The sequence below is a fragment of the Trichothermofontia sp. genome (genome assembly GCF_053493415.1).
On record NZ_JBRCAD010000085.1, the window covers coordinates 1 to 13559 of the forward strand.

Here is a 13559-nt window from a genome sequence, read left to right on the forward strand (position 1 = left end):
GTTGGGGTCAAGGCTACCCACGACGGTGTAGGTAATGGCTTGACCAGCGGCAAGGCTAATGCCGTCGTCGTCGATATTGTTGGTACCGCTGCTCTCGAAGCCACCGCCATTGCCGACGGCACTCCAACTGATGTTGGTTAAGCCGCTGGGGAAGCTATCACTAACCGTGGCATCGGTGACGGTGCCGGCCCCCGCATTGCTGGCGATGATGGTATAGGTGAGTAATCCACCGGCACTGGCTGGATCAGGTTCATCGGTTTTGGTGATGATTAGGTCGGCTGGTTGGTTAACACTAGTGATGGCTGGATCAGTGTTGTTTTCTGGAGTTGGATCGACGACTCCGGGTGGGGGGATGATTGTAGCGGTATTTGTGAGAAGGGTTGCGAGTGGTGTCGTGGCGGCGACCGTCCCCACTACGGTGTAGGTGATGGTGCCCCCAATCGGCATGAAGATGCCAGAGTCATTAATATTGTCCGTTCCACTGGTGTCGTAGCCACTGCTGGTTGAGCTAGTGGCCGTCCAAGCAACATTGGGCAGGAGGGCTGATGGGAAATTATCGGTAATCGTGGCATTGAGAACGGCATTTGGGCCAGCGTTGCTGGCAACAATTGTGTAGGTTAATACTTCGCCAGGAGCTAGGACTGTAGGCTGTACAACCTTATCAATCTGTAAGTCAGCAGTCGTGGGAATAGGGACATTACGGGTGAAGATAGCTCCCCCCCCAACGAGATCAATCCCCCCGTTTGCGTCAGTTGTACCAACTGGGAAGAAGCTAGGATTTGTCCAATCAACCAGATTAGTACCCGTAGCGGTAACGTCATTACCAAACAGGGAGTAGCCGTAGAAGACTTGTCCTGCGGTTAAACCGAGATCTTGAAAGGATACAAAAACGGCACCCAGTACTTGATTGTTAGCAATAAAAGACGGTCTAAGCGGATCGCCAGAGCCTATTTCATTGCGAAATACAGCAGAGGGGATATTATAGGTACTATTTCCCCACGAACTACTAGCATTATAAGCCTGAACGATACCATAATTGCTTGGATCACCCGCTCCATCAATAGCAGTAATGGCTGAGATTCTGAATGGATCATGCGCGATGGGAGTAGGATTACCACCTCGTTCAATAACCAAAAAACCGGCATCGGCTGGGTTGGCAGGAACGGTAATTCCAGTGGTACGCAGGAAGTCAAGGCGCTCAATGTTATTGTTATTATTCGTATTCCCTGTATTGGTAAAAACGTTATCACTGCCCCGGTTGATGGTAACGCCAAGGAGCGACTGCTCCATTGTGGTGACATAACTGGGGTTCAGATTCAGCGTGCCACCCAGTGTCATTGATACGGTTTGATTAATTTGAAACCAAAGAATTTGGTTATTAGGATTACTGGTTTGCCCGACGGGAGTTGCCGTATTGCGTCGAATCCGAATTTCATCTGTGATCGCAGCGACCGTATAGGTTTCAGATGATGCGTTTACAAACCCTGATATCTGTAAGTCATTATTAATGCTCACAGGCGCATTAATGGTCCAACTTGTTGCACTCGAAATGTTGGTTGAACCTGCGCCATTCGTTGTATAGTTGATTTGATTGTCTGGTAGGTCAATATAGGTAGCAATTAGATTAGTAATAGGTGCCAATAGGCCGTCATAATTAGCAACAGCGGCTTGACTGAGAGCCAGCGGGCTGTCGATCGTTCCCCAATTAACCTCCAGATCCCAATCCCCCCCCAGATGGGATGCCCCAGTGGGGTTATTGGAAGCAGCAATATCGGCTCCCGTTAGGTGGGCTACCTGCTCTACAAACTGAAGGCCGATCGTGCCCGCCGCGACATCACACCCTAGGAAAAGAATATCGGCGTGATCGCTGAGGGAAAGCCCCCATTGCTGTAATTGCTCTGCATAGGTGGCCAGGGTTTGGGCATTGAGAATCGTGTTGCCCAACTGGACCATGCCGGCGGCCCCGTGGGAAATGATTTGCAGGCTGTCAATCTGTGTACGGCCCTGGAGCGCTGCCGTGATTTGCTCCACCCCATCCTGGTTCGGATCAAGAATGACCACCTCCGTGCCCGGTTGCAGACCCGCCAACAAAGTGGCGTAATCGTAGACCGACGCATCGACGATTACCAGTGAGGTAGAAGTTGATAAAGAAGTCACGATCGCTAAACCCTTACACTAAACCCTAGTAACCGATAAATTTCGATGAAAGAAACCAGCCAAGATCTGAATCAGATTGGCTTATATGCAAGTATGCAAGCAGGTATCTTGATCGACAAAGGCTATCAACCAACAGGTGAAAGTTTAGGACGTAAAGTTCCCTACTTTATCACCCAAAGCATCCTGCGAAAGAAAGCATCCTGCGAAAGGCAGAGATACTGGCAAACTCCTCGATTATACGGAGTCAGGCGATCGAAAGTAAAGGTTTTTCGACAACTTTAAGATCCCGAACCCCGCCTTGCTGGTTTCAACCCGTCCCCTGCCCTATCATCTAACCCTGCTTTTGTGGAAAAATTGTGAAAGATCGTATAAAAATGTGAATTTTTTGCAAGAATGTGACCTGAATCTTTGTCTAAAATAACGATTCAGTATCCAAACAGTACCATGCCAGGGGCAAACGATGACCGATCGCCGTTGCTATGATTGATTCACGCCAGTTTGGCATCCCGCGTATTGCAAGTATTTCAAGTATTTCGCTGAGTATCCCCCATGTTTTTATCCCGAAAGCTTCAGATGGGTCGTGGCCTGCTCTTGTCTATGCCCTTTGTTTGGGGTGGGCTGGTGCCAATGGCGATCGCCCAAGGCTTGATGGGTAACCTCCAAGTGGAAATTGTCGGCCTGCGCGATCGCAGTGGGGACATCTGCTTAAACCTCTTCGATCGCGCCGATGGCTTCCCCCACGATCGCGAGAAGGCCAAAGCACGGCAATGCTTAACCCTCGCCGAGCAGCCAGAGGATACCCCGATCGTCGTCACCTTTGCCGACTTACCGGTAGGTAACTACGCCATTAGCTTATTCCACGATCACAATCAGGATGGCGTCCTGAACCGGGGGGAATTTGGCATCCCCAGCGAAGGCTTTGGCTTTTCCAATAACGCCCCCGTCCGCACCGGTCCCCCTCGGTTTGGCCACGCTATGATCCTCGTTGCGGGGCAAACGCCCATTACCGTACAAGTCCGCTACTCTTTGCAATAGGCTATCCCCCATACCAACGAATCGCCAGGAAGGCGGTAGACTGCTAAGAACCGTAATTTTACTGACTCGTCATTCCTACGTGGACCTATGACCAATCGCCTTGCCCAGTCTGCCAGCCTTTATCTCCGTAAACATGCCGAAAACCCGATCGACTGGTGGCCCTGGTGTGAGGAAGCCCTAGCCAAGGCCCAGCAAGAGCAAAAACCGATCTTTCTCTCGATCGGTTACTCCAGTTGCCACTGGTGTACGGTCATGGAAGGGGAAGCCTTTTCGGACCCAGACATCGCCGCCTACATGAACGCTCATTTTCTGCCCATTAAAGTCGATCGCGAAGAACGCCCCGACCTGGACAGCATCTATATGCAAACGCTGCAAATGATGACCGGGCAAGGGGGCTGGCCGCTGAATGCGTTTTTATCCCCCGACGATCGCGTGCCGTTCTATGCCGGGACCTACTTCCCCCTCGAACCCCGCTATGGCCGACCGGGGTTTTTGCAAGTTTTGCAGGCCGTGCGCCGTTACTTTGATACGGAAACGACGGCACTGCAATCCATCAAAGCCCAAATTATCAGCAGCCTCCAACAGGCCAACCAACTGCCCAACGACACTCCCCTCACGCCCCAGCATCTCCAGGAGGGCTTAATTACCAGCGTCAGCATTGTCGGGGCCGGCAGTTTTGGCAATAGCTTTCCCATGATTCCCTACGCCGAAACCGCCCTGCGGGCCACCCGATTTGAGCTAACCGGCAAGCACGATCCACAATCTGTGTGTCGGGAGCGGGGGCTGGCCCTAGCCTTGGGGGGAATTTTTGATCACGTGGGTGGGGGGTTCCATCGCTACACCGTTGATCCCACCTGGACCGTCCCCCACTTTGAAAAAATGCTCTACGACAATGGTCAAATTATGGAGTATCTGGCCAACCTCTGGAGCGCGGGGATTAAAGAACCGGCCTTTGCACGGGCGATCGCCCTCACCGTCCGCTGGCTACAACGGGAAATGACCGCCCCCGACGGCTACTTCTACGCTGCCCAGGATGCCGACAGCTTCGTTACGCCCACCGATACCGAACCCGAAGAAGGGGCGTTTTATGTCTGGTCCTACGCAGATCTGCAAGACTTACTGACTGCCCCGGAACTGGCGGCCCTGAGTAAGCAATTCACCGTTACTGAGTCTGGCAACTTTGAAAGTAAAAATGTGCTTCAGTGCGGCTATCCCGGCCTTTTGACCCCAGAAACGGAGCAGGCATTAGCCAAACTATTTACGGTTCGCTACGGTCGTGCGGCGCCTGACTTGGCCACCTTTCCGCCGGCCCGCGATAACCGGGCTGCTAAAACCCATCCTTGGCCGGGGCGCATCCCGCCCGTCACCGATACCAAGCTGATCGTGGCCTGGAATAGCCTGATGATTTCAGGACTAGCGCGGGCCTACAGTGTCTTTCGAGACGCCAACTATTGGCAACTCGCTGCTCAAGCGGCCCAATTTATCCTCGATCGGCAGCAGGTCGGGGGGCGTCTGCATCGCCTTAACTACGATGGCCAAGCCTCGGTGCTGGCCCAGTCTGAAGACTATGCCTTCCTGATCAAGGCCCTGCTCGATCTCCATCAAGCCAGTCGAGGGGATACGGTCGAAACACTCAGTCCGGCGATCGATTGGTTGGCGGCTGCCGTGGGGCTGCAACAGGAATTTGATGAATTCCTCTGGAGTGTTGAACTGGGGGGCTACTATAACACGGCTCGCGATGCCAGTGATGATTTGCTCTTGCGGGAGCGCAGCTATGCTGATAACGCTACCCCCGCTGCCAATGGAATCGCGATCGCCAATTTGATTCGCTTGTCCCTGTTGACCGAGGATTTACAATACTTGGAACGAGCGGAACAGGGGTTGCACGCCTTTGCTAACGCGATCGCCCACGGGGCACGCAGTTGTCCGAGCTTGATCAGCGCCCTGGATTGGTATTACCACTACACCCTGATCCGCGCCACCCCCGATCGTCTAGCGGCCCTAGCCCCTCAATATCTGCCCACAGCGGTATTAAAACGGGAACCCCACTTACCCGTGGACGCGATCGCCCTAGTCTGTCAGGGCTTAAGCTGCAAAGAACCGGCCCAAACCGAAGCCCAGTTGCAGGCCCAAATTGTCCAAAGTCAGACGCGAGCACTTTAGGGGGCAGGTTGATCCAGAGCCGCAGCTTGCTGCTGTTGGGCAAAACCGGCCCCTACCCGTGAAGATTTACCACCAGACTGCACCCCCAAAGCCGGACCAACTATTCACCGGGACCGCTAAAATAGCAATAATTTGTGCCCTAGCCACGCCTAATGACGATGTCAAGGCACTGGCAGTATCCCCGGCCTGTTAACCCTATCCGTTTGCATGAGATCGATGAAAAACCTCTTGAGTAACCTGCTCGTTCCCCCCCCCTCGCCCCCTCGGCTCAACGCTCAACGCCAACGGATTGAAATTAAATCTGCCCGTGAAATTGAAATTATGCGGCAGGCTGGTCGGATTGCGGCCACCGTGCTCAAGGAAATTGCCGATCGCGTCCAACCGGGGATGACCACCGCTGATTTGGACGCCTACGCCGAGCAACGCTTACGGGAATTGGGAGCCACCCCCAGCTTCAAGGGCTATCACGGTTTCCCCGCCTCCCTCTGTACCTCAATTAATAATGAAGTCGTCCACGGTATCCCCAGCCGTCGCAAACAGATCCGGGCCGGTGACCTCCTGAAGGTCGATACGGGGGCCTACTTCCAGGGCTTTCATGGCGACTCCTGTATCACGATCGCCGTTGGTGCCGTCACCGCCTCCGCCACCAAACTGATGCAGGCAGCCGAAACCGCCCTCTACAAAGGCATTGAACAGGTCAAAGCTGGGAATTATCTCCTTGATATTGCGGGCGCGATCGAAGATTACGCCAAATCCCAAGGCTTCAAAGTGGTGGAAGATTATACCGGGCATGGCGTTGGTCGCAATTTGCACGAAGAACCCGCCGTCTTTAACTTCCGTACCCATGATCTACCTAACGTCAAACTCCGGGCCGGAATGACCCTGGCGATCGAACCGATCCTTAACGCCGGGTCAAAGTACACCCGCACCCTCGCCGATCGCTGGACAGTCGTAACCGTCGATCGCGCCCTATCCGCCCAATTTGAGCATACGGTTCTGGTTACCGAAACTGGTTATGAAATTTTGACCGATCGTAACCAGGTGTAGGGACTAAGAGGATGTTTGCAAAGGGGGAGCGCGATTAAAACCGCGACAACGAACCTTGACGTTTGGCTGTCCTAAGGAGTGCTGTGCGTTTGTAGTGGCGACTTCAGTCGCCAAAACGGTTGGTTTCTAGACTTTGCAAACACCCTCTCAGGCAAGCGTTGCCCCCAAAGACACCAGCAACCTAGGGACGCAAACGTAGGGGCAGGTTGCACCAAGCGCCGCCAGGAAAACGCTCATCTGCATGAACCTGCCCCCTGGCACCGGAGTCAGTTACCCAACGATCGCCCTTTCCCCCACCTGGGCGGGTCTGGTTGGGAAGGTGGATTTGCGGCGCAGCTTTGGGCGCGACCCGTCCCTACAAAAGGGTTGGTATATCAGGGATAGCTAACCATCCTTCCTCGGCAAGATGCGCTGGGAATACTAGAATTTTTCTATCGCACTTGTACAGTCAAGGCTGGATTGGACAGCCATCCCGGTCTTTAAGCGCGGGTGACAGGCGTCAAGCGTGTATTGTCAGGCTGCAACTTCAGAATTTTAGTGTCCTATGCTCAGTCGCGTTGCTGACTCAATTTATTGGATGAATCGCTATGTTGAACGGGCCGAGAATATTGCCCGCTTCGTCGATGTGAATCTGCATCTGCTGCTTGAATCCCCAGCCGGAATGGCCCAGCAATGGCGGCCCTTGGTCCTAACAACGGGAGATTTGGAGTTCTTTGAGGAACACTACGGCGAGGCCAATGCCGACAATGTGATCCAATTCCTCACCTTTGATGAGAACTACCCCAACTCGATCGTCTCTTGCCTCCGGGCCGCCCGTGAAAATGCGCGATCGGTCCGGGAAGTCATTTCCTCGGAAATGTGGGAGCAACTGAACCAGTTTTACCTAATGGTGCGGGAAGCGGCGCCAGGCCAGCCCCTATCAGCCCTCCATGACTTTTTTACCGAGGTAAAGCTCTCCAGCCATTTGTTTGCCGGCGTGATGGATGCCACCTTAAGCCATAACGAAGGGTGGCACTTTGGGCAGATTGGTCGATTGCTGGAGCGGGCCGATAAAACCGCCCGAATTCTGGATGTCAAATACTTCATCCTGCTCCCATCGGTACAGGACGTGGGGACGATGATGGATGAGGTGCAATGGATTGCCTTGCTGAAGTCGGCCAGTGCGTTTGAAATGTACCGCAAACGACGCAAGCATCGCATCACGCCGATCGGCGTGGTGGAATTTCTCATCCTCGATCGCGAGTTTCCCCGCGCCATGCGCTTCTGTTTACTCCAAGCCGAGCGATCGCTCCACCAAATTACCGGCACACCCGCAGGCACCTGGAGCAACCCTGCCGAGCGGGCGCTGGGACGCCTGCGATCGGAACTGGACTACCTCGTGGCGGAAGAGGTGATCCAGGTGGGGCTGCATGAATTTCTGGATAGCCTCCAAGAGCAAATGAACGACGTGGGGGAACAAATCTTTGAAACCTTCTTTGCCCTGGCCTAGGTGAGTGCGCCACCAGGGCAGGTGCCGTGGACATCCAGTTTCACAACGTTGGTAGTCACCACGACTTTATCGTTGCCGACTAGAGCCATCACTGCGTGGAAGGGGCCAAGGGAGGCTTGCCCGCCCGCAGCGATCGTGGCAATACCGTGTTTTTCCTTTTTCCCATTTTTTAGTAGCAATAACGTCATTCTCTGTGTTAGGATTATTTTCCGGTGGCAACGAGATGGGTCGGTGCCTGAGTGGTTAAAAGGGGCGGACTGTAAATCCGCTGGCTATGCCTACGCTAGTTCGAATCTAGCCCGGCCCACCACCGGTTGAAGACAAGCGGCTTAAAGACCAGCAATTGAAGACGAGTCGAATTCAGGCCAGTCGTTCATTGCCCGTGTAGCTCAGTGGTAGAGCACACCCTTGGTAAGGGTGAGGTCACGAGTTCAATCCTCGTCACGGGCTTTTAGGTTAAGTGTTTTGGCTCAAATTACTTTGAGCTAAGGTCTGAAGTGCGGCGAAGCCGCGCTCGTCCCCCAATGACTGTAGGGCGTTGGCAGTCTCACGTTGAACCTTGATGTTAGGTTGTCTTCAGTGTTGCTTTACGTTTGTTTTGGCGACTTTAGTCGCCAAAACAACTGGTTTCTGGACTTTTCAAACACGATCTTAGCCGACAACGACTAACCTACTACTACCGCACTTCCATACCGGGTGAGGTACAGACAAGGGGCTTAAGCCCCTTGTTGACAAGGCTGGACAGTATTTTATTTAGAGAGGGAACGGCTGTAACGTTGTTACTACTAACGTTGTGAAACTTTATGTTGACTGTACTAGACAAGCAGTAGTGCACCCGACATAGCTGTGTATTTTGCCCCCCTTACCGGCAGAGGATGAGTTATGGGAGTTTGCCCCAACCTACACCTTGCCGCTCCAGGGAACCCCTTTCGGCGGCTTAGGAAACCGAAAGGATCGGGAGGGATTCTGAACTATCCGGTGTGTGCCCGATCGCCGTTTGGCTTAAGCCAGGACCAATACCCCGGAAAACTTCCACGCCAGCTTCTTCTAGAACCACGATCGGATCACCCATTTCGCCCGGATCGATCCGCTTAACCCAGAGGCGTCCACCGGCCAGAAATTCCCCCTCGTGTACATAGCGACTGGTACTTTCATTCGGTACTTGGACGATCGCACTCACTCGTCCCGATACCGATACCACACCCAAAATAGCAATTTCATCCGCTAGACGGGCTGGAGGGGCAGGCATCATCCCATCCGGTAAAGCTGCCGTCGTCGTCGGTAAGGTGGGTAAGGCGGGTAAGCCCAATTCCGGGGGACTGAGGGTTGGGGGCGGCAAATTCGGTACCGCCACCGCAGTCGGTTGCTGGGTGGCCACCACGATCGCCTTCGTGGCAACGGGAGCAAAAGGATCTTGGCGACCCACACGTACTTTGGGTAACCGCTCGGTGGCCGTCACGGGCTGGAGCAAGCCAGGGGATTCTGCCTTCGCTTGGCCGGGCTTAGCTGGCGCATGGGTGGCCGGAACGTAGGGTGCACCTGACATTGGAATTTGGGCTACGGCTGGCAAGGCTCCTGCCGCAACGGGTGGGGTTGTGGTTGCGCTGGCGATCGGGGTTGTGTCAGAGGGTTGTTCAACAACATCGGAGGGTGGGGTTCCTCCACAACTCACTAAGAGCAGAGCGGTACTACCACAACTGGCTAGATAGGAAATCCACTTCATAGCATCAACTCGCCTCACATCATCTGTCCAGGATAGTCGGATTTCGCGAAAATGGATGCCCCGTCCCCCAAAAACTTACTAAAAATCTTGATAAAGCCCCTCATCAGCCCCCGTTGGGGAAACCAAGCAGAACCTAGCAGGCCATGACCCGTTGCCAGCCCGGACAACCGGGATATCCCGGCCCCCAATCCTGAGCTAACCCCTTGGGCCAATGGTCTCGTTTGCGATCGTCGAAATTAACGCCTTATCCCTGGGCCTAGCAGAGCGAGACCGTTTGGGCGATCGTCGCAGACAGCGAACCCTGGGCTTGCCGTTTGGCTTGTTGGAGTGACTGTAATTGCTGAAGTAAACAGTCTGCTTCCGCTTGCAAATGCAAAAACTCAGCCCGTACATCCTCGCGGTAGAGTGACTTCATCTTTTCCGGCGAGAAGGCCCCATCGGGTAGGGGGGGGTTGCTCGGATTGGCTTCCAAGCCAGTAGGGGCCTCGGCTGAGGCAGTCGAAAGCACAACAACAGGACTGAACATAGGACCCTTTGGTTACTTATACCTACTCACACCATTGGCTATTGTATGTTGACAAGGGTGGGGCTTACTCGCCGCTGTGGCAGTTTTTCAACTGGCTACCCTCTGGTCAAACCCCGGGCATCCGCCGCCGCCAAGGTAACACCTGTGCCAAGGTAACATTTTCACCGAGCCATCGCCTGTCATTGCTGCAACTAGGTCTGGCCCCCTTGCCGAGCGGTGACAGCAGTAGGCAGTCAATGTGTAGTTTTTATGAAGCCAATACCCACCGATCGCGGCAATATGGGGGGAAGGGATGACCGATTTGTTTCGTTTTCATAAAGTTATGACTATCCCTGGTTTCCTCCCTGGCCACCTGCCATGATGCCATCAATCAGACTAGGGAACAGATCGGCTAGGCCCTAGGGCGTCATCCATCTGGTGCATGTAATCCATTGTATCGCTAGTCACTTTGGAATACTGATTGGGCAGGAGATCACTTATGTTGCTTCAAGACGAGACGACAACCCCCCTTCCCGTAACCTACTTGAACGGTACGCCCCTGCTTCAGTTACCCAGTCGATTAAGTAATTATGAGGTCCCGATCTTCACTCAAGTTTGTCAGCAACTCCTCCAAAAAGGACACTCGTCCAAACAAATTGTAATGGATTGTAGCCAAACCTCCTTTTTAGATCGCCACGGCTTAGCGGCCTTGGTTATGAATATTAATGTTGCGCGGCAGCAAGGCATTTCCCTGACACTTCGCAACGTTCATCCGGCCATGCGCGTCGTTTTATCCATTACTGGACTCGAAGAGGTTTTAGCGATCGAAGCGGTCAGTTAATTGCGCATCTGTTGCTTCATCGCCGCCATTTCATCTTCTAACTCTAAGCGACGGAATTGTTCCTCTAGCGGGTCACTGTGCTTGGCCTGACGCTGAGGGTACGCTTCATTCCACCCCCGTGTTGCCCAATTTACCTCGGTCTGGGCCTTAGCCGCTGCTCTGGCTGTTTCTAGCTCGGCGGCTTTGGCTCTTACTTCTTGGCGGCGCTGTTGAATCTGCTGAAGCAGGGCTTGGGCCTGTTGCTGGCGTTGCTTAGCGCCTTGCATTTGGCCCCAGAGTTGATTGCCGTGACGGAGGAGGGCAGCTTCTCGCTGTTGAGCCGGTTCCACTAGCTCCGGACGGCTCTGTTTTGCCTTCTCAATCCGGATATGCCAGCGTTGGATGTCCTGGGCTGTTTCCAGAATTTGCTCCTGCAAGCGTTGCTCCTGTTGCCGTAGCTCGGTGACGAGCCGCAGGGTATCTTCCTCCTGTTCACGCAGTTGTTCTTCGAGCGCCTGTAGTTCTAACTGGGGATGTGCCCGCAGAAACTCTTCCAGACGGGTTTCGAGGAAGCGACTGAAATCATCTAATAAACCCATTGCCTGCCCTGCCCGCTACAATACCGCCCCATTGGTACGACGACTGCTGAGATCGACAACGGTGGCTCCCCCTGGCCCCTGCTCAGGTTGACCGATGTGGGGAATAATGGCCCATTAGAACGCTTGCCCAACATAAATCGATCGCACCTCACCGTTACGGCGAATAATGGCCTCCTGGTTATTGACTTCCACCAACGACCAGCCACTCGTACCAATGCTCTCTCCCATGTTAATGCGCCGAGCCACCCCATTGGATTCAAAGAGCGCCGTCGAGCGATCGCCCAACTCCAGCACGCCGACCAATGTATATTTAGTGCTACTGGCCACGGGTGCTGATGGGCTAGCCGTTGGGGCTGTTACCGGCGTTGGCAACGCCGTAGGCTGGACTGGCAGAGGAACTGATTGGGGGACGGTGGGGGCAGCAGGAATTTGGGCCGGTAAGGGGACACCCGTCGGGACAGGGGCCGTGGGCAGTTGGGAGGTGGGGTAGATCGGCACATAGCGGCGATCGGGCGCAGGCGGGTTCGCCTCAAGGGTAGACGGGGGGACCAACGGTGGCGTCAGGGAAGGCAGGAGATTGATGCTATTGGGGATGGTCGGCACGGGGGGGGTAGCCATCCCATTCGTGGGCTGCGCCTCAATCATGGCTAAGGCCCGCTGGAGATAGCGGCTAAACTCAGCATCGGGATTGACGATTGGCGTGGGTTCGACAACGGGGGCAGAGACCGGAGAAGACGCAGACGGCAGCCACGATCGCACAAATTGCCAGGTTCCGGGCTGCCAGATTTCGGGTCGGCGGCTGCCAACCACCCCCGCTGTGACCAGCGAGATGACCCCGAACGCCAACAGTAAACGATAGCGCCACCGTCCACGCCGCTGGGGGCGCGGCGGGTTAGCCGACCCAGGGGATCGGGAAGGCTTTACCGGGGACGTGGGCGTCGCCAAGGGCCAGTCCTGGGCTGGGGGAACCACGGGGGGTAGGGAGAGTTCTGCCAGGGAAAGCCGTTTTAGGGAAACAACCTCAGCCTGGGATAGGGGGGTGTTGGGGAGTTGCAGGCTACCGTCTAGGGCGCGTTCCAGATCGCCAAATAAATCGTCCATGAGACGGTTGGCATAGCCATCAACGGTAATCCCTGCCGACGTTGTTGCCCCCGTCGTGACTTCCGCCTCCCCTACTCGCCCATAAGGGTTGGCGGTTGGCATCGGGGGGGTCGGGAAATCGGATGCATTTCGAGGGGTCCTTACGTCTTGAGACATGGCGACTTGCTTCCGGTTCAGTGCAGAGGGGGGCCAGGTGGCTTCTGGAAAAGTTACCCACAGTGTATACAGGGATCAGGAAAAAGTCCCGTAGCTGCCAAAAACTTGATAGTTTATGACATTACTTGCCCAGAATGCGATCGAGAATGGCACTGGTGGAAGTCGGGATTTCAATGCTGATGAGTTCAATCTGTCCCCCGTAGGCTTGCAGCGTTGCCCTTTCTGGCAGCGTTGCCAGGGTATAGTCACCGCCTTTGACATAGATTTCTGGCTGGAGGGCTGTAATGAGTTGGCAAGCCGTAGTTTCCGCGAACAGAACAACCCCATCCACGGGTTTGAGGGCCGCTAGTAGTTCCGCCCGTTGTTGTTCTGGCACGATCGGGCGTGGCGGATAGCCCGGTGCTGCCGGTTTCAGGGCGCGAACCGAGCGATCGCTATTCACCCCCACCACTAACGCTTGCCCCAGACGGCGGGCCGCCTGTAGATAACGAAGATGCCCCACGTGAAGCAGGTCAAAACAGCCATTGGTGAATACCAGGGGTCGCCAGCGGTCAGGTGCAGCCGCGATCGTCGCCTGGAGGGCGGCCAGCGAATAAACAGGAGGGGACATCGGTAATTCAGGAGCGTTAGCAAGCGCCCTCGTACGGTGAACATAAAATTTCAACAAGGGGCTTAAGCCCCTTGTCCTAACCTGAATGGTGATGGCTAGAGTAGTCACCACTGTAGTCGCTGCGGGCACTTAGCCAATACGACCAACGTTGCTG

At 54.7% G+C, this 13559-nt stretch carries 13 protein-coding genes and 2 tRNA genes; 8 read left to right on the forward strand and 7 right to left on the reverse strand.

Translation table 11 applies throughout. The features are described from left to right. A partial coding sequence (locus tag ACWIUF_RS07125) for a DUF4347 domain-containing protein (RefSeq protein WP_448571594.1) occupies positions 1-2157 on the reverse strand: 2157 nt, incomplete at its 3' end. A 549-nt stretch (positions 2158-2706) separates the two neighbouring features. Here ACWIUF_RS07125 and ACWIUF_RS07130 point away from each other — a divergent pair. The 5 genes from ACWIUF_RS07130 (at position 2707) to ACWIUF_RS07150 (ending at position 7891) form a co-directional block, all read left to right on the forward strand. Further along, positions 2707-3192: a DUF2141 domain-containing protein gene (locus tag ACWIUF_RS07130; protein WP_448571595.1), complete on the forward strand. Its 486-nt coding sequence runs from the start codon at positions 2707-2709 to the stop codon at positions 3190-3192. Between the two features lie 87 nt (positions 3193-3279). Next, entirely contained in the window at positions 3280-5355 is a 2076-nt protein-coding gene (locus ACWIUF_RS07135; protein ID WP_448571596.1) for a thioredoxin domain-containing protein, read from the forward strand. A 207-nt stretch (positions 5356-5562) separates the two neighbouring features. After that, on the forward strand, positions 5563-6402 hold the full coding sequence (gene map, locus ACWIUF_RS07140; protein WP_448571597.1) for a type I methionyl aminopeptidase: 840 nt from the start codon (positions 5563-5565) through the stop codon (positions 6400-6402). 241 nt (positions 6403-6643) lie between these two features. Further along, positions 6644-6790, forward strand: a complete 147-nt coding sequence (locus ACWIUF_RS07145; protein ID WP_448571598.1) for a hypothetical protein — start codon at positions 6644-6646, stop codon at positions 6788-6790. 156 nt (positions 6791-6946) lie between these two features. Next, positions 6947-7891 carry an alpha-E domain-containing protein gene (locus ACWIUF_RS07150; protein ID WP_448571599.1) on the forward strand — a complete coding sequence of 315 codons (945 nt, stop codon included), beginning with the start codon at positions 6947-6949 and terminating at the stop codon, positions 7889-7891. Here the strand turns inward: ACWIUF_RS07150 and ACWIUF_RS07155 are convergent. After that, positions 7888-8079, reverse strand: a complete 192-nt coding sequence (locus ACWIUF_RS07155; RefSeq protein ID WP_448571600.1) for a hypothetical protein — start codon at positions 8077-8079, stop codon at positions 7888-7890. The two genes, ACWIUF_RS07150 and ACWIUF_RS07155, sit on opposite strands and share 4 nt — an antisense overlap. A 37-nt stretch (positions 8080-8116) precedes the next feature. Here ACWIUF_RS07155 and ACWIUF_RS07160 point away from each other — a divergent pair. Continuing rightward, a tRNA-Tyr gene (locus tag ACWIUF_RS07160) sits at positions 8117-8201 on the forward strand. Between the two features lie 68 nt (positions 8202-8269). Next, a tRNA-Thr gene (locus ACWIUF_RS07165) sits at positions 8270-8341 on the forward strand. Positions 8342-8828: 487 nt separating this feature from the next. Here the strand turns inward: ACWIUF_RS07165 and ACWIUF_RS07170 are convergent. Continuing rightward, positions 8829-9614 carry a hypothetical protein gene (locus ACWIUF_RS07170; protein WP_448571601.1) on the reverse strand — a complete coding sequence of 262 codons (786 nt, stop codon included), beginning with the start codon at positions 9612-9614 and terminating at the stop codon, positions 8829-8831. Positions 9615-9870: 256 nt separating this feature from the next. Continuing rightward, positions 9871-10140 carry a hypothetical protein gene (locus tag ACWIUF_RS07175; RefSeq protein ID WP_448571602.1) on the reverse strand — a complete coding sequence of 90 codons (270 nt, stop codon included), beginning with the start codon at positions 10138-10140 and terminating at the stop codon, positions 9871-9873. 478 nt (positions 10141-10618) lie between these two features. On the opposite strand from ACWIUF_RS07175, the gene ACWIUF_RS07180 reads away from it, so the two are divergent. After that, positions 10619-10960 carry an STAS domain-containing protein gene (locus tag ACWIUF_RS07180; RefSeq protein ID WP_448571603.1) on the forward strand — a complete coding sequence of 114 codons (342 nt, stop codon included), beginning with the start codon at positions 10619-10621 and terminating at the stop codon, positions 10958-10960. Here ACWIUF_RS07180 and ACWIUF_RS07185 read toward each other — a convergent pair. The 3 genes from ACWIUF_RS07185 to ACWIUF_RS07195 all read right to left on the reverse strand — a co-directional run bounded on the left by ACWIUF_RS07185 (position 10957) and on the right by ACWIUF_RS07195 (position 13405). Beyond that, positions 10957-11538, reverse strand: a complete 582-nt coding sequence (locus ACWIUF_RS07185) for a TIGR04376 family protein (RefSeq protein ID WP_448571604.1) — start codon at positions 11536-11538, stop codon at positions 10957-10959. The two genes, ACWIUF_RS07180 and ACWIUF_RS07185, sit on opposite strands and share 4 nt — an antisense overlap. Before the next feature lie 114 nt (positions 11539-11652). After that, positions 11653-12741, reverse strand: coding sequence for a hypothetical protein (locus ACWIUF_RS07190; protein WP_448571605.1), 1089 nt, complete (start codon positions 12739-12741; stop codon positions 11653-11655). A 175-nt stretch (positions 12742-12916) separates the two neighbouring features. After that, positions 12917-13405, reverse strand: coding sequence for an adenylyltransferase/cytidyltransferase family protein (locus ACWIUF_RS07195; RefSeq protein ID WP_448571606.1), 489 nt, complete (start codon positions 13403-13405; stop codon positions 12917-12919). Positions 13406-13559: the final 154 nt, after the last annotated feature.